The 26143-nt window shown below is 67.9% G+C and carries 28 protein-coding genes, 1 tRNA gene, 1 other RNA gene and 1 pseudogene; 22 read left to right on the forward strand and 9 right to left on the reverse strand.

Going from position 1 to position 26143, the window contains the following annotated elements:
- Positions 1–110, forward strand: a pseudogene (locus tag HH110_RS18360) (IS110 family transposase); the annotation flags it as partial.
- Between the two features lie 95 nt (positions 111–205).
- Entirely contained in the window at positions 206–613 is a 408-nt protein-coding gene (locus HH110_RS18365; protein ID WP_019185792.1) for a DUF6165 family protein, read from the forward strand.
- Here HH110_RS18365 and HH110_RS18370 read toward each other — a convergent pair.
- Complete coding sequence (locus HH110_RS18370; RefSeq protein ID WP_176990961.1) at positions 592–1647, reverse strand: glycosyltransferase family 9 protein; 1056 nt, start codon at positions 1645–1647, stop codon at positions 592–594. The genes HH110_RS18365 and HH110_RS18370 overlap by 22 nt on opposite strands.
- Positions 1648–1668: 21 nt before the next feature.
- Between HH110_RS18370 and HH110_RS18375 the strand changes: the two genes are divergently transcribed.
- From HH110_RS18375 to HH110_RS18385, 3 genes are read left to right on the forward strand one after another with little or no spacing between them, the layout of a single operon-like run.
- Positions 1669–2418: a 3-deoxy-D-manno-octulosonic acid kinase gene (locus HH110_RS18375; RefSeq protein WP_176990962.1), complete on the forward strand. Its 750-nt coding sequence runs from the start codon at positions 1669–1671 to the stop codon at positions 2416–2418.
- A complete protein-coding gene (locus HH110_RS18380) occupies positions 2418–3185 on the forward strand; it encodes an MBL fold metallo-hydrolase (RefSeq protein ID WP_176990963.1) in 768 nt (255 codons plus the stop codon). Before HH110_RS18375 ends, HH110_RS18380 begins: the two co-directional genes overlap by 1 nt.
- Before the next feature lie 2 nt (positions 3186–3187).
- The gene (locus HH110_RS18385) at positions 3188–3556 is read left to right on the forward strand and encodes a DUF4440 domain-containing protein (protein WP_176990964.1); all 369 of its coding nucleotides are present in this window, start codon (positions 3188–3190) and stop codon (positions 3554–3556) included.
- Between the two features lie 44 nt (positions 3557–3600).
- On the opposite strand, the gene ffs is transcribed toward HH110_RS18385, so the two are convergent.
- Positions 3601–3697, reverse strand: an RNA gene (ffs, locus tag HH110_RS18390) — signal recognition particle sRNA small type.
- A gap of 278 nt (positions 3698–3975) precedes the next feature.
- Here ffs and HH110_RS18395 point away from each other — a divergent pair.
- On the forward strand, positions 3976–4293 hold the full coding sequence (locus HH110_RS18395) for a multidrug efflux SMR transporter (protein WP_123728503.1): 318 nt from the start codon (positions 3976–3978) through the stop codon (positions 4291–4293).
- 89 nt (positions 4294–4382) lie between these two features.
- Here HH110_RS18395 and HH110_RS18400 read toward each other — a convergent pair whose 3' ends face one another.
- Positions 4383–4835, reverse strand: coding sequence for a GNAT family N-acetyltransferase (locus tag HH110_RS18400; RefSeq protein ID WP_176990965.1), 453 nt, complete (start codon positions 4833–4835; stop codon positions 4383–4385).
- Positions 4836–5169: 334 nt separating this feature from the next.
- Between HH110_RS18400 and HH110_RS18405 the strand changes: the two genes are divergently transcribed.
- Positions 5170–5469: a hypothetical protein gene (locus HH110_RS18405; protein ID WP_176990966.1), complete on the forward strand. Its 300-nt coding sequence runs from the start codon at positions 5170–5172 to the stop codon at positions 5467–5469.
- Between the two features lie 357 nt (positions 5470–5826).
- Here HH110_RS18405 and HH110_RS18410 read toward each other — a convergent pair.
- Positions 5827–5919: transfer RNA gene (locus tag HH110_RS18410), tRNA-Ser, on the reverse strand.
- Between the two features lie 136 nt (positions 5920–6055).
- Here HH110_RS18410 and dnaX point away from each other — a divergent pair.
- The 4 genes from dnaX (at position 6056) to HH110_RS18430 (ending at position 9526) form a co-directional block, all read left to right on the forward strand.
- Positions 6056–8059 carry a DNA polymerase III subunit gamma/tau gene (gene dnaX / locus HH110_RS18415; protein WP_176990967.1) on the forward strand — a complete coding sequence of 668 codons (2004 nt, stop codon included), beginning with the start codon at positions 6056–6058 and terminating at the stop codon, positions 8057–8059.
- 6 nt (positions 8060–8065) lie between these two features.
- Positions 8066–8386, forward strand: coding sequence for a YbaB/EbfC family nucleoid-associated protein (locus tag HH110_RS18420; protein WP_019185335.1), 321 nt, complete (start codon positions 8066–8068; stop codon positions 8384–8386).
- 99 nt (positions 8387–8485) lie between these two features.
- Positions 8486–9085 carry a recombination mediator RecR gene (gene recR / locus HH110_RS18425; RefSeq protein WP_176990968.1) on the forward strand — a complete coding sequence of 200 codons (600 nt, stop codon included), beginning with the start codon at positions 8486–8488 and terminating at the stop codon, positions 9083–9085.
- Between the two features lie 81 nt (positions 9086–9166).
- The gene (locus HH110_RS18430; protein ID WP_019185337.1) at positions 9167–9526 is read left to right on the forward strand and encodes a histidine triad nucleotide-binding protein; all 360 of its coding nucleotides are present in this window, start codon (positions 9167–9169) and stop codon (positions 9524–9526) included.
- 56 nt (positions 9527–9582) lie between these two features.
- On the opposite strand, the gene HH110_RS18435 is transcribed toward HH110_RS18430, so the two are convergent.
- The 4 genes from HH110_RS18435 to HH110_RS18450 are packed head-to-tail and all read right to left on the reverse strand — an operon-like array spanning position 9583 to position 13960.
- A complete protein-coding gene (locus HH110_RS18435; RefSeq protein WP_019185338.1) occupies positions 9583–10107 on the reverse strand; it encodes a Slp family lipoprotein in 525 nt (174 codons plus the stop codon).
- Positions 10104–12056: a DUF3488 and transglutaminase-like domain-containing protein gene (locus tag HH110_RS18440; RefSeq protein WP_176990969.1), complete on the reverse strand. Its 1953-nt coding sequence runs from the start codon at positions 12054–12056 to the stop codon at positions 10104–10106. Before HH110_RS18440 ends, HH110_RS18435 begins: the two co-directional genes overlap by 4 nt.
- Entirely contained in the window at positions 12049–13005 is a 957-nt protein-coding gene (locus HH110_RS18445; protein WP_176990970.1) for a DUF58 domain-containing protein, read from the reverse strand. The genes HH110_RS18440 and HH110_RS18445 overlap by 8 nt, the downstream gene beginning before the upstream one ends.
- Before the next feature lies 1 nt (position 13006).
- Positions 13007–13960, reverse strand: a complete 954-nt coding sequence (locus HH110_RS18450; RefSeq protein ID WP_176990971.1) for a MoxR family ATPase — start codon at positions 13958–13960, stop codon at positions 13007–13009.
- Positions 13961–14000: 40 nt separating this feature from the next.
- On the opposite strand from HH110_RS18450, the gene HH110_RS18455 reads away from it, so the two are divergent.
- Together HH110_RS18455 and HH110_RS18460 are read left to right on the forward strand one after the other, a co-directional pair.
- The gene (locus HH110_RS18455) at positions 14001–15842 is read left to right on the forward strand and encodes a glycosyltransferase family 39 protein (RefSeq protein WP_176990972.1); all 1842 of its coding nucleotides are present in this window, start codon (positions 14001–14003) and stop codon (positions 15840–15842) included.
- A gap of 16 nt (positions 15843–15858) precedes the next feature.
- The gene (locus tag HH110_RS18460; protein WP_241696634.1) at positions 15859–17568 is read left to right on the forward strand and encodes a hypothetical protein; all 1710 of its coding nucleotides are present in this window, start codon (positions 15859–15861) and stop codon (positions 17566–17568) included.
- Positions 17569–17571: 3 nt separating this feature from the next.
- Here the strand turns inward: HH110_RS18460 and HH110_RS18465 are convergent, their stop codons facing one another.
- Positions 17572–18144, reverse strand: coding sequence for a nucleoside triphosphate pyrophosphatase (locus HH110_RS18465; RefSeq protein ID WP_176990973.1), 573 nt, complete (start codon positions 18142–18144; stop codon positions 17572–17574).
- 114 nt (positions 18145–18258) lie between these two features.
- Between HH110_RS18465 and HH110_RS18470 the strand changes: the two genes are divergently transcribed.
- The 9 genes from HH110_RS18470 (at position 18259) to HH110_RS18510 (ending at position 26092) form a co-directional block, all read left to right on the forward strand.
- Positions 18259–18768 carry a DUF177 domain-containing protein gene (locus tag HH110_RS18470; protein ID WP_121043054.1) on the forward strand — a complete coding sequence of 170 codons (510 nt, stop codon included), beginning with the start codon at positions 18259–18261 and terminating at the stop codon, positions 18766–18768.
- 108 nt (positions 18769–18876) lie between these two features.
- Entirely contained in the window at positions 18877–19074 is a 198-nt protein-coding gene (gene rpmF / locus HH110_RS18475; protein ID WP_017357626.1) for a 50S ribosomal protein L32, read from the forward strand.
- 88 nt (positions 19075–19162) lie between these two features.
- Entirely contained in the window at positions 19163–20140 is a 978-nt protein-coding gene (locus HH110_RS18480) for a beta-ketoacyl-ACP synthase III (protein WP_176990974.1), read from the forward strand.
- 75 nt (positions 20141–20215) lie between these two features.
- Complete coding sequence (locus HH110_RS18485) at positions 20216–20998, forward strand: serine/threonine protein phosphatase (RefSeq protein WP_176990975.1); 783 nt, start codon at positions 20216–20218, stop codon at positions 20996–20998.
- A gap of 88 nt (positions 20999–21086) precedes the next feature.
- On the forward strand, positions 21087–22031 hold the full coding sequence (gene fabD / locus HH110_RS18490) for an ACP S-malonyltransferase (protein ID WP_176990976.1): 945 nt from the start codon (positions 21087–21089) through the stop codon (positions 22029–22031).
- Positions 22032–22105: 74 nt separating this feature from the next.
- The gene (gene fabG, locus HH110_RS18495; RefSeq protein WP_176990977.1) at positions 22106–22849 is read left to right on the forward strand and encodes a 3-oxoacyl-ACP reductase FabG; all 744 of its coding nucleotides are present in this window, start codon (positions 22106–22108) and stop codon (positions 22847–22849) included.
- Positions 22850–23002: 153 nt separating this feature from the next.
- Entirely contained in the window at positions 23003–23242 is a 240-nt protein-coding gene (gene acpP, locus HH110_RS18500) for an acyl carrier protein (RefSeq protein WP_017357544.1), read from the forward strand.
- 136 nt (positions 23243–23378) lie between these two features.
- Positions 23379–24641, forward strand: a complete 1263-nt coding sequence (gene fabF, locus HH110_RS18505; RefSeq protein ID WP_176990978.1) for a beta-ketoacyl-ACP synthase II — start codon at positions 23379–23381, stop codon at positions 24639–24641.
- 95 nt (positions 24642–24736) lie between these two features.
- Entirely contained in the window at positions 24737–26092 is a 1356-nt protein-coding gene (locus tag HH110_RS18510; RefSeq protein WP_176990979.1) for an aminodeoxychorismate synthase component I, read from the forward strand.
- Positions 26093–26143: the final 51 nt, after the last annotated feature.

A 26143-nucleotide genomic window follows, 5' to 3' on the forward strand; every position in this document is an offset into this window, starting at 1 on the left:
AAGCCAAAGGCAAGGCGAGCAAGGTGGCGCTGGTAGCGGTCATGCGCAAGATGCTGGTCATCCTCAACGCCCGCAAGCGGGACGCCGAGGCCGCGTTGGTCTGCACCTGATAAGACAGTTGCTACCCGAGCGCCCGCACCCTTGCCCCACACCCCTCCAACATGCGCTCCGCTAAACTGCCCACCTCACGTAACGGATCCCCACCATGACCGCTGAAATCCTCGTCCCCGTGTCCTTCGGTGAACTGCTCGACAAGATCTCGATCCTGCAGATCAAGTCCGAGCGCATCAGCGACGAGGCCAAGCTGGCCAACATCCGCACCGAACTGAGCGCGCTGGAAAAGACCTGGATGGCGCACCCGGCCGGGGTCAAGGACATCGCGCGCCTGCGTGCCGAGCTCAAGGCTGTCAACGAGCGCCTGTGGGACATCGAAGACAACATCCGCCTGCAGGACAAGGCGCAGGCCTTCGACGACCACTTCGTCGAACTGGCCCGCAGCGTCTACCAGCAGAACGATGAGCGCGCCCGCATCAAGAAGGACATCAACCTGGCGCTGGGCTCGCTCTACGTGGAAGAGAAGTCGTACAAGGATTACGCGCCGCGCGGTGCGTAATCGGCGACATAGCGTTCGAAGGCGGCAATGCCGTCCTCGACCGTGATCAGCTGCATCACGTCGTCGAACTCGACCTTCGCGCCCCACTTCAGTTCGCTGGCCGGCTTGCCCAGGAATCTGCGCGCGGCATCGTCGTAGCGGTCCACGCAGTAGCGGCGGTCGGAGTAGGGGCCGCTGCGATGCGGGTTGCTCGCCGCATGCAGGCCGAGCACCTTGGTGCCCATCGCGTTGGCGATATGCATCGGGCCCGAATCGGGCGTCATCACCAGCGCGGCGCGCGCCAACAGGGCGGGCAACTGCTTCAGCGTGTCCTTGCCGACCAGATCCAGCGCCGGCGTGGTGAGCTGTGCCTGGATGGCATCGGCCATGCCACGTTCGAGGTCGCTGCGCCCGCCGCACAGCACCACGCGCCAGCCGCGTGAGGTGGCGTGGTTCGCCACGGCCGCATAGCGGTCGGCATACCAGTTGCGGCGCACGTGGCTGGAGCAGGGCGAGATCATCAGCACCGGGCGGCCGTCGTCGGCCCACTGGGCGTTGGCCCATTCGAACGCCGCCGGCGGCACGGCCAGGTCCCAGCTGACCTCGGTCTGTTTCAGGCCCAGCGGCTCGCAGAAGCTGCCGATCGCGTCGAGCACGTGGATGCCCGGGCGGTCGGGAATGCGCTCATTGATGAAAAGCCCGTGAAGGTCCTTGGAACGCGATCTGTCGTAGCCGATGCGGCGTTTGGCGGGTACGAAGGCCGAGAGCACGTTGGCGCGGAAGGCGACCTGCATCTGCAGCAGCGCATCGAAACGCCCGGTCGGAAGGCTGTCGCGCAGGGCCCGCATGCCAGCCAGGCCGGTCTTCTTGTCGTAGCTGTGGAAGGTCACGCCGGGCAGCCCGTCGAGCAGCTTGTGGCCGGCCTTGTCGATGATCCAGTGCAGCGACACCCCGGGATCGGCCTGCTGCAGCGTGCGCACCAGCGGCACCACATGGGTCACGTCCCCCAGCGCGGACAAACGCAAAAGACACAAGGAAGAGGACGTTGGTGCCATGGTGTTGTTAGACTCGAAGGAATGGTCGCATTCGACGCCACTGAAGCGCTGACGCCCTGCCGCGATGGACGCGGTATCGGTGCCATTCTGTTCGACCGCGAAGCCCTGCGGCAAGCCGAGATGAGCCTGTTCTCGCCAGCGCACTGGGGCGAGCGGGCGCGGCCGGTCGGCGATGGCGGCCGGGGCGGCGCCTGGTTCGTCGATGCGCCCTTCGGCCACGCCGTGCTGCGCCAGTACCTGCGCGGCGGCCTGGCGGCCAAGCTGAGCCGGGACCACTACATCTGGCGCGGCGCCAATCGCACCCGCAGTTTTGCCGAATTCCGGCTGATGCGTGCCCTGCACGCGCAGAAGCTGCCGGTGCCCCGACCGATCGCCGCGTTCTATATGCGCGAAGGTCTGCGCTACAAAGCGGCGATCCTGATGGAGCGGCTGGAGGGCGTGCGCTCGCTGGCCGACCGCGCGCTGGTCGCCGGGCGCGGCGCCCCCTGGGAAGAGACTGGCCGGCTGATCGCGCGCTTTCATCGCGTGGGGCTGGATCATGCCGATCTCAACGCCCACAACATTCTGTTCGATGCCAACGGCCACGGCTGGCTGATCGATTTCGATCGTGGCGTGCTGCGCATCCCCGCCACCCGCTGGCGCGAGCGCAATCTCAAGCGGCTGCTGCGTTCGCTGATCAAACTGCGTGGTGAGCGCAGCCATGACGACGTCGAGAAGGACTACGCACGGCTGCGCCGCGCCTACGATCTGGCCTGGAACCGGGGTTACTGATGGACTGGGCATTGCGTTTCATGGGGGTCGGCAATGCGTCGGCCGTGCAGCTGGGTTCGCCGATGGCGGTGATCGAGCGCGATGGCCGCCCGTGGCTCACCATCGACTGCGGCGGGGAAGGGCTGACCGCCTTCCAGGCGCACTACGGCCAGATGCCGCAGGCCCTGTTCGTCACCCATGTGCACCTGGACCATGTCGCCGGTTTCGAGCGCCTGTTCGTGGATGCGTACTTCTCGCCGCAGCGCCGTGGGCGCATCCGCGTGTACGTGCCGGCGAGCGTGGTGCCGCTGCTGCACAAGCGCGTGGCCGATTACCCGAACGTGCTGGCCGAGGGCGGTGCGAATTTCTGGGATGCCTTCCAGCTGATCGTCGTCGGCGACGCGTTCTGGCATGACGGCGTGCGCCTGGAGGTGTTCCCGGTGCGCCATCACTGGCCGGAAACCGCCTATGGCCTGCGCCTGAAGGGTGCGGTCACCTGGAGCGGGGATACCCGTCCGATTCCGGAAATGCTGGCGCGCTACGCCGACGACAACGAGCTGATCGCGCACGACTGCGGCCTGCACGGCAACCCGTCGCACACCGGCGTGGATGACCTGGAGCGTGAGTACACGGCCGAGCTGCAGGCGCGGATGATGCTCTATCACTACGCCAGCGAGGCCGACGGCGAGGCATTGCGCCAGCGTGGCCACCGTGTGGCCCTGCCCGGTGAACGCGTGGCGCTGGCCACCCCGACCGCCATGCACGTGCTGGCGCAGGATCCTCCCTGAGCATGGATGACGCGCTGGCCGCCCATCTGCAGGCGCTCGAACGCGCGTTGCATGCGCCGGCGGTCCGCGGTGATGTCGTACAGTTGGCGGCGCTGCTGGATGACGGCTTCAACGAGATCGGCAGCTCGGGTGCGTGCTTCGACCGTGCGGCTGCGTTGGCCGAGATTCCGCGCGAGCGCGCGCAGGTCGAGATCGTGTCCACCGACTACCACGTCGTGTTGCTGGCCCCGACCTTGGCACAGGTGCGCTATCGCAGCTGGTATGTGATCGAGGGCGAGCGCCAGCGCGAGGTGCTGCGCAGTTCGCTGTGGCGGCAGCATGGCGAGGCGTGGCGGATGGTGTTCCACCAGGGCACGCCCGCAGCGCCTTGACCGGCAGCATCGCGAAGGAAACAGGGGGCCCCAAAAAGGTGGCGGCCCCGCCGGCTGACCTCGGCGCCCGCGTCGATCGATACCGTTGCTGCCTTCCGGCCCTGGCGGGATTTTCGACCTAGCGTCGCGAGGGGCCGACGGGGCCACCATAGAGACGTTCCGGCTGCTGGGCGATCAAGGATCAGCCAACCGCAGGCGGAAGCTGCAGCGCAGGAACAGGTCCGGCAGTGCAGTCGCGTATTCTAGCGCATGCGCGGCACGCAGTGCCAGACGCCCAGCCTGAATCCCGTGTAGCCCGTTGCCGCAGGCAGCGGCCACTGCGCGGGCGGGTTGCTAAAATACGCGGCACAGGAGGAACGGCCTCCCCCATTTCGGGACCCACTGACCAGGACGGCCTGGCCCCCATCAAGGAGGGCCACATGGCCTGGATCTATCTGTTGGCAGCCGGTGTACTGGAAATCGTCTGGGCGTTCTCGATGAAGCAATCCGAGGGGTTCAGCAAACTCACCCCCTCGATCATCACCCTCGTCACCATGATCGCCAGCTTCTGGCTGCTGTCGCTGGCGATGCGCACGTTGCCGCTCGGCACCGCGTACACGATCTGGACTGGCATCGGCGCGGTCGGCGCGTTCGTGATCGGCATTACCTTCCTCGGCGAGCAGGTCAGCGCGATGCGGATTGCCGCGGCGGTGTTGATCGTGAGCGGGTTGGTGTTGATGAAGCTGTCGAGCAGCTGAGGCATTAAAGCGAAGGCTGCGGCTTCAAGGGTAGAGCCACGCCATGCGTGGCTGGCGCACGGCTGACCCGATCGAATCGCTGGCGCCGCTCAGTGCGGCGCCAGTTCGAGCGCCATCTCCACCGCATCCAGCCCGGGGCCATGCCCATCGGGGGTGATGCGGGTGACGACGAAGCCGAGTCCGGCGTAGAACGCCTGCGTGTGCTGGCTGGTGCTGAGCGTTACGCGCTGGGCGCCGAGCGTTTCTGCGTGGGCCAGGCGTGCGTGGGAGAGCTGCGTGCCGAGGCCTTGGCGATGCCGGGTGCGGTCGACCATGCCCCAGCAGAAGGCGGCGGTGTGTTCGTTGTCGAGGGCGATGCCGCCGCAGGCGACGAGCTCGCCGTTGTGGTCGATCACGAGGTAGTCGTGGGTGCGGTCCGGGTGGAGCAGGTAGGTGGCGAAGTCCTGGCGTTCGTGTGGGGCGAAGTAACGCGGCACGTTGGTGTCGAACAGTGCGAGGCAGGCGGGGGCGTCTGTTGCGGTGTAGGGGCGGAGGGTGGGCATGGGGATATTTTGGTATGGCCGGGCCGCGTTGGGAGCGGCAGCCAGGAGCTGGTGCACAGGGCGGGAAGAATGCTAGCCGCTTCCTTAGATTGCTGGGTCGCTCCTTCTGAATGAAGAATGGACTCCAGGCCGCGTCGCTACGCATTCTTAGCGGGATTCGCCCACTCGTCGGAAAGATGGCCGTTCTTACTCTTCCTGCGCGATAAGTGAGACAATCGTCACGTATTTAGGCCTTCTCAAGTCGACTTGTATCGAACTGGGAGAATGGCAGGGTTGCCGCTTATGCAGGGGGCACGAAGCGGCGCAGATGGATGCCCCATCCAAGGAGAAGGAAATGAAGAAGCTGTTGCTCGTCGTATCCGCTGGCATGGTTCTCGCGGCATCTTTTGGCGCCTCGGCGCAGAGCCATTCGGTGAAGGGCCATTACCGCTCGGACGGAACCTACGTCCAGCCTCACCACCGTAGTGATGCGAATTCCACGAAGCTGGACAACTACAGCACCCAAGGGAATTACAATCCCTACAACGGAAAGTCCGGCGTTGTTGATCCCTACAAGCCGACGCAGAGCAATCCCTACGGTAGTCCGTACAACCAACCGAGGACGCAAAAGCCTCGATCGGGCTACGGCTACTAAGAGTTTCGGCCCCGCCTCGGCGGGGTTTCTTTTATCGCTATCGCTGGGCGGCAAGCCTTAGCTGCGTCCGGCCTTTCTGGCTTTGGTGCCATGCAATGACCCACCGGTTTCTGCTCAGGTCATGCGGTGAATGTAGCGGCATGGTCCGCGACGGGCGATGCAGGCTGGCCGCTTCATTGGGATTGCTGGGTGCATCCATGCACCCAGCCCTTCCGCGCTTGCGCGCTCCAGGGCCAGCCGTTCGGCTGTCCGGATTCGCTCCGGGCGAATCCGTCGAACCCGTTGGGGTTCTCGGCCCCCATGCTGTCCGCCACACAAATAAAAAGGCCGCCCCTGAGGGCGGCCTTTTTATTTGTGTGGCGGAGAGAGGGGGATTCGAACCCCCGAAGCGCGGTTTAGACGCTTACACACTTTCCAGGCGTGCTCCTTCAACCGCTCGGACACCTCTCCGGACCTGCTGCGATAACCCGCTGCAGGGGCGCAGATTCTAGCGGGGGAATTGGAATCGCACAAGCGGTTCGTCACAGGGGGCAGGGGGGCTGGACAGGCGTGGCACAATGGTCGTCCCGATGAAGACGGTGGCCTGATGTCCTATCTCGTCCTTGCCCGCAAGTGGCGTCCGAAGCGTTTTGCCGAGCTGGTGGGCCAGGAACACGTGGTCCGTGCGCTCAGCAATGCGCTGGACAGCGGCCGGGTGCACCATGCGTTCCTGTTTACCGGCACCCGCGGGGTCGGCAAGACCACCATTGCCCGTATTTTCGCCAAGTCGCTGAACTGCGAGCAGGGCACCAGCGCCGATCCGTGTGGCCAGTGCCCGGCCTGCCTGGATATCGACTCCGGCCGCTACATCGATCTGCTCGAGATCGATGCCGCGTCCAATACCGGTGTGGACGATGTCCGCGAGGTGATCGAGAACGCCCAGTACATGCCCTCCCGGGGCAAGTACAAGGTCTACCTGATCGACGAAGTGCACATGCTGTCCAAGGCGGCGTTCAATGCGCTGCTGAAGACGCTGGAAGAGCCGCCGGAGCATGTGAAGTTCCTGCTGGCCACCACCGATCCGCAGAAGCTGCCGGTGACGGTGCTTTCGCGCTGCCTGCAGTTCAACCTGAAGCGGTTGGACGAGGACCAGATCCAGGGCCAGATGACGAAGATCCTGGCCGCCGAGGAGATCGAGTCCGACCCGACCGCGATCGTGCAGCTGGCCAAGGCGGCCGATGGCAGCCTGCGTGACGGCCTGTCGCTGCTGGACCAGGCGATTGCCTATGCCGGCGGCGCGCTGCGCGAGGATGTGGTGCGCGCGATGCTGGGCACGGTCGACCGCACCCAGGTCGCGGCGATGCTGGATGCGCTGGCCGATGGTGATGGCCCGCGCCTGCTGCAGACCGTGGCCCTGCTGGCCGAGTTCTCGCCGGACTGGAGCGGGGTGCTCGACGCCCTGGCCGAAGCCCTGCACCGGATCCAGGTGCAGCAGCTGGTGCCGGGCGCCGCGACGGCGGGCGAGGGGATCGATGCCGAGGCCTTCGCCCAGCGCCTGCGCCCGGAAGTGGTCCAGCTCTGGTATCAGATGGCCCTGGGCGGTCGCCGTGACCTGCACCTGGCCCCGAGCCCGCGTGCCGGGTTCGAGATGGCCGTGCTGCGCATGCTGGCGTTCCGTCCGGCCGCCGCCGTACCGCCGGTGCCCCGCGATCCGGGCACCGGCACCGAAGTGAACAGTGGTGGCCAGGCCAGCGGCCAGGGCACCGGCATGGCCGCTGCGTCAGCGAGCGCGGCTCCGGCCGCGGTGCCGACCAAGGCCAGCGCCCCCGTCACTCAGGCGGCCGCTGTGGCCCCCGTCGTTGCCCCTGTCTCCGCGGCGCCCGAGGCGCCCATGGCGCCGGCACCCAGGAAACCTGCCCCGGCCCCGGCAGCCGCCGAACCGGTGAAACCGGCCAAGCCCGCCGTCGTCGCTCCCGCGGCCGACGACGACCTGCCGCCGTGGCACCGTGAAAGCGACGCGGCTGATCGCGACGAAGCGCTGGCCGCTGAAATGGCCACCCCGGATGCGGCCATGGTCGCCCCGTGGGAAGCGCCGCCCGAGCGGACCGTGGCACCTGCTGCTCCTGCGCCTGTACGGGAAGCCCCCGCCCCGGTGGCCCGCCCGGAGGGCATCGCCATCGCACCCTCGGCGCCGGAGGCCGCGCCCTCGGAGGCACAGGGCGACCTGACCGCCGATGCGTGGCTGGAACTGGTCGCCGGCAGCCAGCTCAATGGCCCGTCCAAGCAGCTGGCGGCGCACTCGGCGTTCATCAGCTACCAGCACGGCGTCTTGAAACTGGCGATTTCGCCCGGATTTGAGTATTTGAGTTCGGACCGCTCGCAGGCGGCGCTGATCGCGGCGTTGACCGGCCCCCTGGGGCAGGCCCCGCGTCTGGTGATCGATACCGGTGCAGCCGGTGCCGAGACCCTGCATCAGCGCGCTGACCGCCAGCGTGGCGAACGCCAAACGGCGGCGGAAGCCGCTTTCATGGCCGATCCGTCGGTGCAGTTGCTGGTCCAGCAACACGGTGCCCGGGTCGTCGCCGATTCCATTCGTCCTTTTGAAGAGTAAAGACCCATGCGCGGCAATATCGCCCAACTGATGCAGCAGGCCCAGAAGATGCAGGAAAACCTGCAGAAGGCCCAGGAAGACCTCGCCAAGCTGGAAGTGACCGGCAGCGCCGGCGGCGGCATGGTCAGCGTGACCCTGACCGGCACCAAGGAATGCCGCAAGGTGCGCATCGATCCGTCGGTGCTGTCCGATGCGGAAATGACCGAAGACCTGGTGGCCGCCGCGTTCAACGATGCCTCCAACAAGATCGATGCCGAGTCGAAGAACCGCATGGGTTCGGCGACCGCCGGCATGCAGCTGCCCCCGGGCATGAAGCTGCCGTTCTGACCCACCGCCTGCGCCGGGTGTCTGCCTGGCGCGACCGTGGTGACCGCGCCGCGAAGCCTCCGGGCTTCGCGCGCTTGTTTCTGAGATGAGCGATCCGCCATGAGCCTGCCCCTGCTCGAACAATTGATCGAGGCCTTCCGCGTGCTGCCGGGCGTGGGCCAGAAGACTGCCCAGCGCATGGCGTACCACGTGCTCGAGCGCGAGCGCGAGGGCGGCCAGAAGCTGGCCGAAGTGCTGGCCAAGGCGATCGAGCGGATCGGGCACTGCGAACAGTGCCGGGATTTCAGCGAGACCGAGATCTGTGCGGTCTGCGCCAACGGCAGCCGCGAGCGCCAGCAGCTGTGTGCGGTGGAATCGCCGGCCGATCGCCTGGCGATCGAAACGGCCACCGGCTATCGCGGGGTGTACTTCGTGCTGCAGGGGCGGCTGTCGCCGCTGGATGGCATCGGCCCGCGCGAACTGGGCCTGGATCAGCTGGAGGCGCGCCTGAAGCAGGGCGAGGTCAACGAGTTGATCATCGCCACCAGCGCCACCGTCGAAGGCGAAGCCACCGCGCATTACCTCGCGCAGATGGCGCGCGGCTACAAGGTGCGGCCGAGCCGCCTGGCGCAGGGCCTGCCGCTGGGCGGCGAGCTGGAATACGTGGATCGCGGCACGCTGTCGCACGCGTTCGGCACGCGGACCGAAGTCCAGGAGTGACGCCGCGCAGCGCGCGGCAATGATCGAAACCGGACGCGCATCCGCGCTACTCTCCAAAGCCCTGTTCCACGAGGTGCCCTCATGAGCCACGACACCCTGTTCGGCAAGATCATCCGCCGCGAAATTCCGGCCACCATCGTCTACGAGGACGAGGAAGTGCTCGGCTTCAAGGACATCGCGCCGCAGGCGCCGGTGCACGTGTTGTTCATTCCGAAGCACGAGGCGATCCCGACCCTGGATGATGTGCGGCCGGACCAGGCACACCTGATCGGCAAGCTGGCCATGGCCGCCGCCGAATACGCGCGCCGCGAAGGTTTCGCGCAGGACGGCTACCGCATCGTCATGAACTGCCGCGAGCATGCCGGGCAGACCGTGTTCCATATCCACCTGCACCTGCTGGCCGGCGCGCAGTTGGGTCACTTCGGTACGCCGAACGGCTGAGCCGGCCAGGCGCAAACAAAAACGCCGCCCGAGGGCGGCGTTTCTGCGTCAGCGTGTTACCACCAGCCCCAGCCGCGGTAGCCCCAGCCCGGACCCCAGCCCGGGCCCCACGGGCCGTACGGGTAGGCGGGCACCACATCGACCTGGCGCTGTTCCGGCCACAGATAGATCACGTCGGCGTCCAGCTTCGGCAGGCGGTAGTCGTATTCGCCGATGCGGGTGTTCTCGTAACCGCCGATTTTGCCGATGAAGGTCACGTCGCGGCCCGGCTCGAACACCGCCGGATCGTAGAAGCCGGCGCGGCAGGCGATGAAGCGGCCGTCACTGGCGTCGGCCGAGGTGGTGCTCGGGCGGCCGCTGCCGTTGAGCGGGCGCGAGATCATCTGGAAGCAGGTCTGGCCCTGGCCCGGATTGGTTTCGATGATGCGACCACCCCAACGTACCGGGGTGCCCACCTGCTGGGTGGGAACCGCGTCGCGCGGGCTGACCATACTGAACTGCCCCTGCAACGGCTTCGGCGCGGTGGCGCAGGCAGCCAGTGCCAGAGAGGCAGCAAGGGGAAGCAGGATTTGAATCTTCATGGGGATGCTCCGGAGGTCGGGCGATGCCTGCGCAGGTCGCGCAATAATGAAGTGAGGTCGACGTCAGCGCCAGCGTAGCGCGCCTGGACGAAACGCGCGCTGAGCGACAGCAGCGCAGGATCGGGTCGCTGCCGGTCCACCCGGCGCGCCCACTCGCCAGCGGGTTCGGCGCTGGCGCGGGACAGCCCATGGCGTGCGTAACGGCGTCCCAGCCGATGCCAGGCCCGCAGCAGCGGGTCGCGCTCGCGTTCGCCCCGGGCCAGCAGCCATGCCATCCAGCCTAGCGCGGTCAGCGCGAAGACGATGAAAATTCCGACCAGTTGGCTCGGCTCCAGCCGTTTGAAACCAAACGGTTCAAGAAGCTGCTGCTGGCGGTTGGCGTCGAAGGACAGAACCAGGTCGTTCCAGCCCCGGCGCAGCCAATCGCCCATCTGTCCAATCTGCAGCCAGCGGCTGTCGAACATGGCGTCGGCCGCGCCGGCGGCCAGCCGGTCGTCGAGCGTGTCGTAGACGCGCTCGGGCGCCACGGCGGCGGTCGGGTCGACCCGCACCCAGCCACGACCGGGCAGCCACACTTCGGCCCAGGCGTGCGCGTCCATCCGGCGCAGCACCCAGTAGTCGCCGTAGGGATTGCGCTTGCCGCCAGCGAAGCCGGTCACCACCCGCGCGGGGATGCCGGCGTTGCGCATCAACACGACGAAGGAAGAGCTGAAGTGCTGGCAGAAGCCGGCCTGCTGATCGAACAGGAATTCGTCCACGCCATCGCGGCCCGGCTCGACCGTATCCAGGGTGTAGACGAAGCTCGCCCGGACCCAGTCGAGCGCGCGCTGCACGATCACCGCATCGTTGCTGCCGGCCTCCTGTCGCCATTGGCGGGCCAGCACGGCCGTGCGCGGGTTCACGCCGGCGGGCAGCTGCAGCGCCAGCCGGCGCTCGTACGGCGTCAACGCTTCGGTATAGGCCACGGCCGGCGCGGAGGTCAGCCGCCAGCGGGTCAATGCGTTCAGCGGCGCGCGACTGCGCAGGCTGTGGTTGGCATCCAGTTCGCTGCCCGGCGGCGCCTGCAGCGGCAGGTCCAGCGCGACCAGCTGGCGGCGGTCGGTCGGCTCGTAATCGATCTGGTACTCCCACTGGGTGGCGGCACGGGTCACCGCGGCGGGCGCGCGTTCGCTCTGCCGCGTGTCCTGTTCCCAGCGCTGGCCATCGAAACGGGTCAGTACCGGGCCGCGCCAGTACCGCTGCTGCGGCGCCGGGATCGCACCGAAGAACTGCACGCGCAGCGCCGGGGTGTCATCGGCCATCAGGTCCAGCCACTGTCCGGGCTCCATCGTGTCCGACAGGCCGGGCTTGCCGACCGCGCGGTCCGGGATGCCCCACAGCGGTTCACTCAACCGCGGGAACAGCCAGAAGCCGGCCAGCGCCAGCGGCAGGCCGAGCAGGACCAGTCGGCCGATGCCGCGCAGCTGGCGCTTGAGCGGCGCCGGTGGTGCCTGGCCCTCCAGGTGTGCCAGCCGCTGCAGGGCGAGCAGGGCGACCAGGCCGGCCATCACCGCCAGCGCCATGGTCAGCGGCCCTTGGTCGAGCAGGAACGCAGCGAACGGGCCGAACAAGCCGAAGCCGACCAGGCTGCGGGCATCGCGCAGGCTGCGCAGCTCGCTTGACTTCAGCGCGAGCATGGCTGCCAGCAGCGCGCAGCCGGTGTCGCGGCCGGGGCGCGGGCCCATCTGCCAGTAGATGGCGGCGAGCATGCCCAGCACCAGCAGCAGGCGCAGCGCGCCCGGCAGCAGGCGCTGGCGTGAGGCGGCGGCGGTGAGCAGGGCGACACCGGCGATGACGACGGCCAGCACGGTGGGCAGCTGCAGCAGCAGCGGCACCAGGCCCAGCGCCGCGCTGGCCAGCGTCCAGGCGCGCGCCCCGGGGCTCAGCAGGGAGGCGGGCGTGTCAGTCATGGGGCAACAGCGCCAACGCGCGCTGGCACAGATGGTGATGGGCGCTGCCGTTGCCGGGGCCGAGCACCGGTTGGCCCGGCAGCTTGAGCGTGTAACGGCGGCCTTCGCGTTCGGCCAGGTCGACCCAGCGCGCCATCCGCGCGATCCGTGCTTCGGTGCCCAGCGGCGCCAGTCGCCACCAGTCCAGCACGATCTCCACCCCGACCGGTTTTTCGTACTCGCGCACCAGCAGGGTGTCGCGCCGCGCCGAGTGCTTCCACGCGATGCTGCGGGTGGGGTCGCCAGCGCGATAGGGGCGCAGCTGATGCAGCTCGTCGCCGCTGGCGTGCACGCGGGTATGCAGTGGATCGCCGCCGCTTTCCGGCAGGGCGGGGGCGTGCGATTCCGGTGCGGCATAGACCAGCAGGGGCGTCTCCGGCCACACCCACGACCACGCCCGCACCAGGCCGAGCGGTTGGGTGGTGGCGAGGCGGATCCGGTCCAGGTCGAACCAGCCGCGCTGCTGGGTGGGCAGATCGAGATCGACTTCGATCTGGTCGCTGTCGACCAGGTGCCCGAACGCGCCGACGCCGGCGTGCTCCACATGCAGTCCGCGGCGGGCGCGGGTATCGGCGCGGGACAGGCTGATGCGCAGCCGCAACGGCGCGCCCGCGGTGACCGGTTCGGCCGAGACCGCATCCACCTGCAGGCCGGACAGCTGCAGGTGCGCGCTGATCGCACTGGCGATGCTGACGGTGGCCAGCAGCAGCGCCAGCAGCAGGGCCGGGTTGTTGTTGTAGTTCAGTGCGCCGATCAGCATCGCCGACAGCAGCGCGGCGACGAACAGGCCGAAGCGCGTCGGCAGCACATAGATGCGGCGCCGGTCGAACCGGCACGGCAGGTGCTCCGGTCGGCGCGGCCGCGCCAGGTGTTGCAGTTGCTGCCAGCGGGCTCCCCAGCCGCGGCGCATCTCAGTCGACCTGCACGGTCTGGAGGATGGCGCGGGCCAGCGCGGGCCCGTTGCCGGCTTCGGCCTCCGGCACCAGGCGATGCCCGGCCACCGCGACGAACAGCGTCTGCACGTCCTCGGGCACGACGTGCGCGCGGCCCAGCAGCAGCGCATGCGCCTTCGCCGCGCGCAGCAGCGCCAGGCCGGCGCGTGGCGACAGGCCGACGCGCACCCCGGCGTGCTGGCGGCTGCGCGCGAGCAGGGCCTGCACGTAGGTGATCAGGGCTTCGCTGGCATGTACCTGGCCGACCGCCTCGCGCAGCGTGCGCACCTCGAGCTCGCTCAGGCGCGCGGTGGCCTGCGCGATCAGATGACGGCGATCGGTGCCGCGCAGCAGCTCGCGCTCGGATTCCGGATTGGGGTAGCCCAGCGCCAGCCGCAGCAGGAAGCGGTCCAGCTGGGAGTCCGGCAGCGGGAAGGTGCCGCACAGGTCGACCGGGTTCTGGGTGGCAATGACGAAGAACGGATCCGGCAGCGGATGGGTCACGCCATCCAGGGTCACCTGCTGCTCGGCCATCGCTTCCAGCAGTGCGCTCTGGGTGCGCGGTGGCGCGCGGTTGATCTCGTCGGCCAGCAGCACATGGGTGAAGACCGGGCCGGGGTGGAACTGGAACTGGCGGGTGCCCGCGTCGTATACCGAGACGCCGAGCACATCGGCAGGCAGCAGGTCGGAGGTGAACTGCACCCGCTGGAAGCCCAGCCCAAGGCTGGAGGCCATGGCATGGGCGAGGGTGGTCTTGCCCAGCCCGGGCAGGTCCTCGATCAGCAGATGGCCACCGGAGAGCAGCGCCACGAAGGCCAGCCGCACCTCCTGCGCCTTGCCCAGCACCAGCCCGTTGACCTGATCCTGGGCGGCGCGAAGGGACTGTCGCAGTACATCGGTTAGCATGGCTGGCACGGGGGGCGAATGATCCATGTCCGTCTCGATTCGATGATTCCACTGATTCTATAGAGCAATGCAGGGCGAACAACGCGCACGCACCATATTCCTGTTGTTGTGGACGCTGGTCACCGCCGTCAAATTGGTGGTGGCCGCACGTCTGCCCTTGTTCGTGGACGAAGCCTTCTACTGGCAGGAAGGCCAGCATCTGGCCGCGGCCTATTCGGACCTGCCCGGGCTGACCGCATGGCTGGCACGCCTGGGCGTGGAAGTGGGCGGCAACCATGTGCTCGCGCTGCGCCTGCCGTTCCTGGCGATCGGTGCGTGGCTGCCATGGCTGGTCTCGCGGATCGCCACGCGCTGGTTCGGTGCGGTGGCCGGCTGGCAGGCCGGCAGCCTGACGTTGTTGATGCCGCTGTCGGCCACGCTGGGCATGCTGGCCGTGCCGGATGTGCCGATGGCGCTGGCCGCGGTGCTGTGCCTGGATGCCGGCGCGCGCCTGCTGCGCAGTGTCGATGCGGCGGCGGCAGTGAAGCTGGCCGCTGGCCTGGCGATCGGCGCGCTCAGCCATTACCGCTTCATCGGCGTGATCGTGGTCGGCTTCATCGCGCTGCTGGTGCTGCCGCAGGGCCGGCGCATGCTGCGCGATCCGCGCGTGTGGGTCGCATTGGCTGTGGGCGTGCTGGCGTGGTTGCCGCTGCTGTCGTGGAATGCCGACAACCATGATGCGGGCCTGAAATTCCAGGTGGTCGAGCGCCACCCGTGGGCGTTCGAATGGAGCGGGCTGTGGTTCCTGGTGATCCAGCCGATGCTGGTCACCCCGATCCTGTGCATCGCGATGTGGAAGGTGGCCCTGGCCGGTACCCGCTCGGGCGGTGGCGCGCGCGCGCAATGGCGCTACTTCGGCCTGATCGGCGCGGTATCGACGCTGTCCATCTTCGGCCTGGGCTTCTTCACCGATGTGGAGCGCATCAGTTTCCACTGGCCGCTGCCGGGTTACCTCGCGCTGCTGATCGCGGTGCCGGTAGTGCTCAACGGCTGGCCGCGCTGGCTGCGCCGCACCGGCTGGTGGTTGGCCGGTGCCGGGCTCGCCCTGGCCTTCGGCTACTACCTGATGGTCTCCATTCCGAGCGTGCGCGAGCAGTTGGCGGGCTACAAGTATTACCCGCGCAACTTCGCCGGCTGGGAACCGCTGGCCGGCGCGGTACGCGAAGAACTGAAACGCATGCCGCCCGGTACGCGCGTGCTGGCCGGCAACTTCAAGGTCGGCGCGGAACTGGGCTTCCAGCTGCGCGATCCCTCGATCGAGGTGCTGCGCCATCCGTTGAACGACAAGCATGGCCGCAGCGCACAGCTCGGCCTGTGGGGATTGCTGCACGACGGCCAGCGCGATACGCCGATGCTGCTGGTGCTCTCGCCCAGCGATCAACGCTATCGCGATCTGCTGGAGCGGTACCACGCGGTCTGCGAGCAGGTGGGGCCGCTGCCGCCGCCGCGCGTGGTCAGCAACGATCACGGCTACCAGCGCTTCCTGCTTTTCAGGCTGCCGGCCGAGCGCGCCGAAGGGCCGTGCGTGACCCCGGCGATGGCCTGGGTGGATACGCCGCAGCCCGGCGCCGCAGTCGGCGACCCACTCGAGGTGCGTGGCTGGGCCTTCAAGGATGGCGTCGGCATCGACCGGGTCGAGCTGCTGATCGATGGCATGCCGGTCGGCGATGCGGTCTATGGGCGCGCGTATGACATCACCGGTGCCTGGAAGATCTCCACCGATCCGCAGCACCCCGACGTGGCCTTCGATGCCACGCTGAAGACCGACCACCTCGCGCCCGGCCGCCACTGGCTGGGCATGACGCTGCACGGCAAGGACGGCAGCGTGGAGCAGTGGCAGGAACAGGCCTTCACCGTCCCCGCGCGCTGAGCGCACGTGCTCTTCCATGGATGACACCCTCATGCGCAATGCGCCGCAGGAATCTGCCCCCTTGTCTGCTGCCCACGCGCCTGCCGCGAAGGTGTCGCCCGTGCTGACGCGCCTGCTGTGGTGCGCGGTGGCGGCCGTCGTCGGGGTGGGCCTCGCGGCCATGGCCTGGCTCTCGCCGCGCGTGCTGTACGCCGATCCATGGCGCTTCACCCAGAAGCTGCTGGAAATGCCATGGCCGTCCAACGTGCTGGTATCGGACAACGGTCACCGCGAAATCCTGCCGAACCTGGTGCGCTACGCCGAGCTGTGCTGGCTGCACGGCAATCAATGGCTGCAGATCGGCACCGGGATGGTGTTGGCGCTGGCGACGGTGTGGCTGCTGGCCCGCATCCTCAAGGCCGATGCGCTGGCGCCGTCGGTGTGCGCCGCGGCAACCCTGGTCGGCGTGTTGTCGATCTTCTGGCTGGGCAGCCAGCGCGCGCTGACCCATGGCAACGAGTCCGTGCATGCCTACCTGATCACCGTCGCGCTGATGGCCGGTGTCGCCCTGCTGCTGCGTGGGGATCGCCGCGGTGCGGTGCTGGCCGCCGTGTGTGGCGTGGCGGCGACGTTCTCCTTCGGCAGTGGCGTGGCGGTGTTCGTCGGGCTGGCCGCGGTGCTGGCGGTGCGTCGTGCACCGGTGTCGCACTGGCTGCCCTTGATCGCCGGGCTGTTCGTGGCCGTTGGCCTGCACCTGGGCATGGGGCGCACGGGCATGCCTTCGCAGATGGGGTTGATGCCGTTGGCACAACTGGACGTGCTGCTGCGCTGGCTCGCCTCGCCCTTCATCTATCTGGCGTGGCCGGCACTGGATCCGGCGGCGGCCCAGCAGCTGCCGTTCGCGCCGGTGCGCAGTGCGGTGCATGCCGTGGCGAGCGCGTACCAGTCGCTGTTCGGACCGGTGATGACCTCGCGCTGGCCGCATCTGCTGATCGGCGCGGCCGGTGTGGTCGGCCTGCTTGGCATGACCTGGCGCAGCGGGCAGCGCGGGCGCAGCGCCGGGGCAGGGGAATCCGTCGCGCTGGCGATGGCCTGGTTCGGCCTCGCCGTGGGGGGGCTGGTCGCCCTCAGCCGCTGGTCCTATTTCGCCGACTTCCCCGCCCAGTTGGCCGCGCCGCGCTATGTGCCCTGGTCGTGGCTGTTCTGGTCCGGTCTGCTGCTGTGGACGCTCGTGCGCGTTGGCCCGCGCCGTCCCCGCGTGGTGGCTTGGGCGGCGCTGCTGCTGGCCGTGGCGGCCCTGCCGAGTACGGCATGGATGGCCTACCTGGGCGCCAGCATGCAGCGCGTGGCCAGCATGACCGCCACGGCCGCGGCGGCCGGCGTGGTCGATCCGGACCAGACCCATGGCGAGAGCGTGCCCGCCGAAGTGCAGGCCGCGCTGCCCAGCCTGCGTGCGCACGGCAGCGCGATGTTCGCCTGGCCGGAAACCCTTCATCTGCAGGGAGAGCGAACGGCGTCAACGGCCGTGGCCGTCCCGATCCGCGATGTGTCCCTGGTGGCCGTGCGCAACACGCTCGGTGGCACGGCGTGGCGCATCGACTTCACTGCGCAGAGCAGGGCGCCGCGGCTGGTCCTGCACTGTGCGGGACGGCCGGTGGGCCTGGCCATGCCCGTGGCCGGGCGCTGGGTCGGCTGGGCGACCGGCGACCTCGATGCGGGCTGCCTGCAGGCGCTGCAGCTGCGCTGAGGCTCAGGGCAGGGTGTAGCCGGCCTGGCGCAGCAGTTGGCTCAGCGCGATCAACGGCAACCCGATCAGGGCGGTCGGGTCGCGGTTCTCGATCGCCTCGAACAAGGTGATGCCCAGGCCCTCGCACTTGAAGCTGCCGGCGCAGTCCAGCGGCTGCTCGGCGGCCACGTAGCGGGCGATCTCGGCCGCGCCCAGGGCCCGGAAGTGGACCCGGGTCAGGTCACAGGTCTCCAGCGCCTCGCCATCGCGCACTAGGCTCACCGCGGTGTGGAACTCCACCACCTGCCCGGACATCGCGGCCAGCTGCGCGTGGGCAGCGTCGACCGTGCCCGGCTTGCCCAGCGGGGCGCCGTTCAGTTCCGCGACCTGGTCCGAGCCGATCACCCAGCGGCCGGGGTGGATCCGGGCCACCGCCTCGGCCTTGGCCCGCGCCAGGCGCACCGCTACGGCGCGTGGGGCCTCGCCGGCGGCGGGCGTCTCATCCACCTCGGGGCGGGCGGTCTCCAGGGGCAGGCCGAGCCGCTCCAGCAGGTCGCGGCGGTAGCGGGAAGTGGAGGCAAGCAGCAGTGGGGTCATGCGACAATACCGGGGACGGAAGGCCGGCAGTCTGGGCCCTTGGGGCGGGGATCGGCAACCTGACTGCGCAGGTATTTGACAGCAGCCCGGACGATCCTTAACATTCAGCGGCTTATGTCCGCAAACGTGCCCGAAATGCTGGATGCTTGGCGGATGGTCGCAGCACGCAGGTGCTTCGACGGCCAGGTGGATCTAGCGGAATTGACCCGCCTCCAGGGCCTTGTCGCCGATACCGAAGGAACGTGCACCTATGCACTGGAATTCGCGCACGACGACATCCTGCAGGTATCCTATGTTGAACTGTCCATCGACACCGCGCTGCCGCTGATCTGTCAGCGCAGCCTGCAGCGTTTCCTGTTGCCGGTTTCGATGGTGCAGCGGCTCGGCCTGATCCGCAGCGAAGAGGAAGAGTCCTCGCTGCCGGAAGGCTGGGAACCGTGGCTGGTGCCGGAAGACGGCATGCTGCGACCGCTGGAACTGGTCGAGGACGAACTCGTCCTGGCCGTGCCCGTCGTGCCGCTGTCTCCCGATGGTGAGGCCGTGGACAAGGACTGGGCACCGACCGAAGAAGAAATCAGCAAGGCCAATCCGTTCGCGGCATTGGCGGCACTGAAAAAACAATAGCAGCCGGATTGTCGTCGGCGGCTGCGGCGAAAGCGAAAACTGTGCTGGGCGCTGGCGTCCTGCGCGACGATACGACGAAGCAAAACGAACCGAGTTTGGAGCAATCCCATGGCTGTGCAGAAATCCCGTGTCACCCCGTCCCGCCGCGGTATGCGCCGTGCGCATGACGCCCTGAGCGCCAAGCAGCTGTCCACCGATCCGACCACCGGTGAAGTGCATCTGCGTCATCACATCACCGCTGACGGTTTCTACCGCGGCAAGAAGGTGATCACGACCAAGTCGAACTCGGCCGTCGAAGAAGATTGATTTGTGAAGGCCGCTGCCCGGTCGGGCGGCGGCCTTTACCCCATTCTTCCCGATCACCCCATTTGGTGATCGTGCTACAGGACATGTAATGAGCAAGCGGATCTACTCGAGGATCGCGGGCACTGGTAGTTATTTGCCCGAAAAAGTGTTGACCAACCAGGATCTGGAGAAAATGGTCGACACCAGCGATGAGTGGATTCAATCGCGTACGGGGATTCGCGAACGGCACATTGCGGCCGAAGGCGAGACCACCAGCGACCTCGGCTACCACGCCGCGGTACGTGCGCTTGAAGCGGCCGGTATCGACGCTTCGCAGCTCGACATGATCGTGGTGGGTACCACCACGCCTGACCTGATTTTCCCGTCCACCGCGTGCCTGATCCAGGCCAAGCTCGGTGCGACCGGCTGCCCCGCCTTCGACGTCAACGCCGCCTGTTCGGGCTTCGTGTTCGCGTTGAGCGTGGCCGACAAATTCATCCGCTCCGGTGATGCACGCCACGTGCTGGTCATCGGTGCAGAAACCCTGACCCGTATCGTCGACTGGACCGAGCGCACCACCTGCGTGCTGTTCGGCGATGGCGCGGGCGCCGTCGTGCTCAAGGCCGACGAAGACACCGGCATCCTCAGCACCCACCTGCATTCGGATGGCAGCAAGAAAGAGCTGCTGTGGAACCCGGTCGGCGTCTCGGCTGGCTTCGGCGAGGGCGAGAATGCCCGCGGCGCGATCCTGATGAAGGGCAACGACGTGTTCAAGTACGCCGTCAAGGCGCTGGACTCGGTCGTCGACGAAACCCTGGAAGCCAACGCGCTGACCAAGGACGACCTGGACTGGCTGATCCCGCACCAGGCCAACCTGCGCATCATCGAAGCCACCGCCAAGCGTCTGGACATGTCCATGGACCAGGTCGTGGTGACGGTGGACAAGCACGGCAACACCTCCTCGGCCTCGGTGCCGATGGCGCTGGATCACGCGGTCCGCTCCGGCCGCGTCGAACGTGGCCAGCTGCTGCTGCTGGAAGCCTTCGGCGGCGGCTTCACGTGGGGTTCTGCTCTGCTGCGTTATTGATAGCGTCAGTTACGACAACGTGACGCTGTCGTTACGGCCCCATTACGGGGCCGTATGCATTTCAGGAGAACTGTCATGGTTGAGCCCATCGTCATTGAAGGGCAGCGCGCCTGGCTGAAGCAGTACGGCGAAGGAAGCCGCGTGGTCGCGCTGGGCCTGCTGAACTTCATCGCCCGCCGCTTCCAGCTCGATGCCCTGCGCCCGCCGCCGCACCGTGGCGGCGACGCCGCCCGCGAAACCGAAGCCCGCCGCCTGTCCGAACTGCAGGCCCAGGGCGTCAACGTCCCCAGCGTGATCGGCAGCGGCCACGCGGCCCTGGTGCTGGGCGACAACGGCTCCTCGTTCAACACCTGCCTGCGCGAAGCCGACGACGCCGGTCGCGACCGCCTCGTGTCCGCGGCCATGCATGCGATCGCCCAGGCGCACAGCAAGGGCGCCTATTTCGGCCAGCCTCTGCCGCGCAACCTCACCTGGGATGGCAGCGCCATCGGCTTCATCGATTTCGAGGAAGACCCCCTGGAAGTCATGGACCTCGCCCAGGCCCAGGCCCGCGACTGGCTGATGTTCGGCTACGGCGTCGCCAAGTACTACGAGGACCGCCCGCAGCAGCTCCAGACCCTCATGGCCCAGGCCATGGACGGCGCCGAAGCCCCGGTCCTCGCGCATGCCCACGACGTCACCGGCCGCCTGCAGGGCCTGGCCCGCGCCAGCCTGAAGATGGGCCGCTCCGCCCGCGCGCTGGCCCACTCCATCCTGATCGTCCACGGCGCCACCACGCTGGGCGTGCTGATGGTCGTGGCCCTCTGCTTCGATTTCTTCACCGACGGCGACCTGGACATCCTCCAGCTGTTTACCTGACGAAGGGCCCGACATACGCGGCAGTACAGACGAAGGGCGACGTTCCCCTTTATCATTCGCCGTTCGATTTTTGCAGGCGGATGATCGCGTGACCGATACCAATCTCGCATTCGTGTTCCCGGGCCAGGGCTCGCAGTCGCTGGGCATGCTGGCCGAACTGGCCGAGCTGCACCCGCAGATCCGCGAGGCCTTCACCGAAGCCTCCGACGGCGCCGGTGTCGACCTGTGGGCGCTGTCGCAGGGCGGTCCCGAGGAAATGCTCAACCGCACCGAATACACCCAGCCGGCCCTGCTCGCGGCCAGCATCGGCGTGTGGCGCGCCTGGAACGCCGTGGGTGGCGTCCAGCCGGCCGTGCTGGCCGGCCACAGCCTCGGCGAATACACCGCCCTGGTGGCCGCCGGCGCGCTGACCCTGCGTGACGGCGCACACCTCGTGCGCCTGCGCGGGCAGCTGATGCAGGAAGCCGCCCCGACCGGCGTCGGCGCCATGGCCGCCGTGCTCGGCGCCGAAGACGCCCTGGTCGTGGAGGTCTGCGAGCAGGCCGCCGGCAGCCAGGTCGTGGTGCCCGCCAATTACAACTCGCCCGGCCAGATCGTCATCGGTGGCGACGCTGCCGCCGTGGACCGCGCGCTCGCCCTGCTGGCCGAGAAGGGCGTCCGCAAGGCCGTCAAGCTCGCCGTCAGCGTGCCCTCGCACACCCCGCTGATGCGCGAAGCCGCCAACCGCCTGGCGGAAACCATGGCTGGCCTGGACTGGCGCGCTCCGGCGCTGCCGGTGGTGCAGAACGTGGATGCCCGCGTGCATGACGGCGTCGACGCCATCCGCCAGGCGCTGGTGCAGCAGCTCTACCTGCCCGTCCAGTGGACCGGCTGCGTGCAGGCCCTGGCCGGCCGTGGCGTCACCCGCGTGGCCGAATGCGGCCCGGGCAAGGTGCTGAGCGGATTGATCAAGCGCATCGACAAATCGCTGGACGCGCGCACACTGTCCACGCCCGCCGATTTCGAGACGGCCCGCGAGACCTGGGCCGCCTGATGTCTTCCGATCGCGTCCATGCTGGAATGGCTTCGTGCCAGGCCGGCCGGACCGGTCCCGTTTGAGGAAATGAGATGAGCAAGCCCCTTCAGGGTGAAATCGCACTGGTCACCGGCGCCAGCCGGGGTATCGGTGCCGCGATCGCCGACGCACTGGCCGCGCAGGGCGCGACCGTCATCGGTACCGCCACCACCGACGCCGGTGCCGCCGCCATCGGCGAACGCCTGGCCGCCGTGGGTGGCCACGGCCGCGCGCTGAACGTCACCGACGCCGCTGCGCTCGAGGCCGTCCTCGACGGTATCGCCAAGGAATTCGGCGCCATCAGCATCCTGGTCAACAACGCCGGCATCACCCGCGACAACCTGTTGCTGCGGATGAAGGAAGAAGACTGGCAGGCGATCCTGGACACCAACCTGACCAGCGTCTTCCGCACCTCCAAGGCCGTCATCCGCGGCATGATGAAGGCGCGCAAGGGCCGCATCATCAACATCGCCTCGGTGATCGGCGTGACCGGCAATGCCGGCCAGGCCAACTACGCCGCGGCCAAGGCCGGCATCATTGCCTTCTCCAAGTCGCTGGCCAAGGAAATCGGCTCGCGCGGGATCACCGTCAACGTGGTCGCGCCGGGCTTCATCGATACCGACATGACCAAGTCCCTGCCGGAAGAGCAGCGCGCCGGCCTGGTCAAGTCGATCGCCCTGGAGCGGCTCGGCGAGCCGTCCGATATCGCCAACGCGGTGGCGTTCCTGGCCGGTCCTTCGGCCAGCTACATCACCGGCGAAACCCTCCATGTGAACGGCGGCATGTACATGCCGTAAGCATGTGGCGCATGGATTGCGCCGCAAGTGGTTGATCCGTTTGATGTTTTGCTGCAATGCAAGGTGTCGCTGGTTTCCACTACACTATCCCACGGTCATCCCTCACCGGATGGCGTCATTTTTGAACCACTACTCCATCTGGAGCGATATCCAATGAGCACCATCGAAGAACGCGTCAAGAAAATCGTCGTCGAACAGCTTGGCGTCAAGGAAGAGGAAGTCACCAACAGCGCATCGTTCGTCGATGACCTGGGCGCTGACTCGCTGGACACCGTTGAACTGGTGATGGCGCTGGAAGAAGAGTTCGAGTGCGAAATCCCGGACGAAGAAGCCGAAAAGATCAGCACCGTGCAGGCTGCGATCGACTACATCAACGCCCACGTCAAGGCTTGATGTCAGGCGGCTCGCGCGCGGCCGTGGCGATTGCCGCGACCGCGTGCGGCAAACCCATGGGGCCGCGCTTGCGGCCCTGTGCTTTTGAGCGTTATACCGCGTGATACCCGCAACACCCGGGTCAGGAGAATCTGCAATGAAGCGTCGCGTCGTCGTTACCGGCATGGGCATGGTCTCGCCATTGGGCAATGATATGGCCAGCAGTTGGAAGGGCATCACCGAAGGCCGTTCCGGCATCGGTCCGCTGACCAACGTTTCGCAGTCCTACCTGGACCGTTTCACCACCAAGATCGCAGGTGAGGTCAGGGACTTCGACATCACCGCCGACAACGAACAGTTCGGCAAATTCCGGGTCACTGGCAAGGATGCCAAGAAGATGGACCCGTTCATTCATTACGGCCTCGGTGCCGCCTTCATGGCCTTGAACGATTCGGGCCTGGAAATCACCGACGGCAACGCCGAGCGCATCGGCGCCATCGTGGGCGCGGGCATCGGCGGCCTGCTGGGCATCGAAGAGCAGACCATCGATTTCCACGAGGGCAAGAAGATCTCGCCCTTCTACGTGCCCAAGACCATCATCAACATGCTCCCGGGCCAGCTGAGCATCATCACCGGCCTGAAGGGTCCGTCGTTCTCGGCGGTCTCCGCCTGCGCGACCTCGAACCACTCGATCGGCACCGCGATGCGCATGATCCAGTACGGCGACGCGGACGTGATGGTGGTCGGTGGTGCCGAGCGCGGCTCCTCGCCGACCGCTCTGGGCGGCTTCTGCGCGATGAAGGCGATGAGCACCCGCAACGATGCGCCGGCGGAAGCCTCGCGCCCGTGGGACAAGGAACGCGACGGCTTCGTGCTCGGCGACGGTGCCGGCATCCTGATCCTCGAAGAGTACGAACACGCCAAGGCGCGTGGCGCGCGCATCTATGCGGAGCTGGCCGGTTTCGGCGCCAGCTCGGACGCGTACCACATGACCGCCCCGAGCGAGAACGGCGAAGGCGCGGCACGCTGCATGACCATGGCGTTGAAGGACGCCGGCGTGACCCCGGACCAGGTCGGTTACCTCAACGCGCACGGCACCTCGACGCCGCTGGGCGACCTGGGCGAAACGATGGCCATGAAGACCGCGTTCGGCGACCACGCCTACAAGATGATGGTCAGCTCCACCAAGTCGATGACCGGCCACCTGCTCGGCGCGGCCGGCGGCGTGGAAGCGATCTTCTCGGTGCTGGCGCTGCGCGACAACATCATTCCGCCGACCATCAACCTGCATGAAGCGGGCGAGGGCTGCGACCTGGATTACGTGCCGAACACCGCACGCGAGGCCAAGGTCGATGTGGTGATGTCCAACGGCTTCGGCTTCGGCGGCACCAACGGCACGCTGGTGTTCAAGCGCGTCTGACCGCCCGTTCCGTGTCCTCCCACCCGGGCCGCCATCATGGCGGCCTTGGTGTATCTGGCCCCCGCGCACGCTGCGCGCCCTTCCGGTGTCCTGTCATGTTCCAGACGCTTCCGCTGCCCGCCACCACCGACCTGCTGGCCCTGCAGCGCCTGGCCCCGCAGCGCTATCCGCTGCTGATGGAGTCCACCGCCTCGGGCACCGCCCAGGGCCGCTGGGACCTGCTGCTGATGGGCAACGGTGAAGCGCTCGCACTGCACGCCGACGGCGTGGTGCGCGATGCGGACGGCGTCGCCCATGACGGCCGCTTCCTCGACGTACTGGACGCGCACTGGGCCGCGCTGCGGCAGCCGCGCGAAGAAACCACGCTGCCGTTCCGTGGTGGCTGGGCGCTGATGCTGGATTACGAACTGGCCGGCCAGATCGAGGACGTGCTGGCGCTGCCGGCACGCGCCGATGGGCTGCCCGCCGCGCTGGCGCTGCGCTGCCCGGCGGCGGTGCTGCATGATCGCGTGCTCGGCCAGTTCCACGCCGTGTGCGAGACCGGGCAGGCGGCGCTGCTGCAGACCCTGCAGGATGACCTCGCTGCGGCCGCCACGTTGGCGCCGCTGCCGACGTGGCAGCCACCGGTCGCGATCGGTGAGGACGCGCCGCAGCGCTTCACCGATGGCGTCGGCAAGGTGATCGACTACCTGCGTGCGGGTGACGTGTTCCAGGTGAATCTCTCGCGGCGCTGGAATGCGCAGTTCGCCGGGACGCTCTCGCCGCAGGCGCTGTACGCGCAGCTGCGCGTGGCCAATCCCGCGCCGTTCGCCGGGCTGTTCATGGCGCAGGGCAGGGCGGTGGTCAGCTCCTCGCCCGAGCGCCTGGTCTCGGTGCACGGCGATGACGTGCAGACCCGCCCGATCGCCGGCACCCGCCCGCGCTTCGCCGGCGATGACGATGCCGCGCGCATCCAGGAGCTGGTCGGCCACCCCAAAGAGCGCGCCGAGCACGTGATGCTGATCGATCTCGAGCGCAACGACCTCGGCCGCATCTGCGCGCCGGGCAGCGTGGAGGTGGATGAGCTGATGACCGTGGAGAGCTACGCCCACGTGCACCACATCGTCAGCAACGTGCGTGGCCGCCTGCGCGAGGACGTGAGCCCCGGCCAGGTGATCGCCGCGACCTTCCCCGGCGGCACCATCACCGGCTGCCCCAAGGTGCGCTGCATGCAGATCATCGCCGAGCTGGAGCAGACCGCGCGTGGTGCCTACACCGGCGCGTTCGGCTGGCTGAACCGCGATGGCGACCTGGACCTGAACATCCTGATCCGCACCGCCGAAGTGGCCGCCGACACCGCCAGCTTCCGCACCGGGGCCGGGATCGTGGTCGATTCGGTCGCCGACAAGGAACTGGACGAAACCCGTGCCAAGGCCCGCGGCCTGCTGCGTGCGCTGGGCAGCGATGCCTGAGCCGTTTGGCGGTGTGCAGTACCCGCGCGGTATGCTGCGCGGCGAAGAATT

Origin of the sequence: Stenotrophomonas sp. SAM-B (assembly GCF_013387485.1) — a bacterium.
In the GTDB taxonomy this organism is placed as follows: Bacteria; Pseudomonadota; Gammaproteobacteria; order Xanthomonadales; family Xanthomonadaceae; genus Stenotrophomonas; species Stenotrophomonas maltophilia_AA.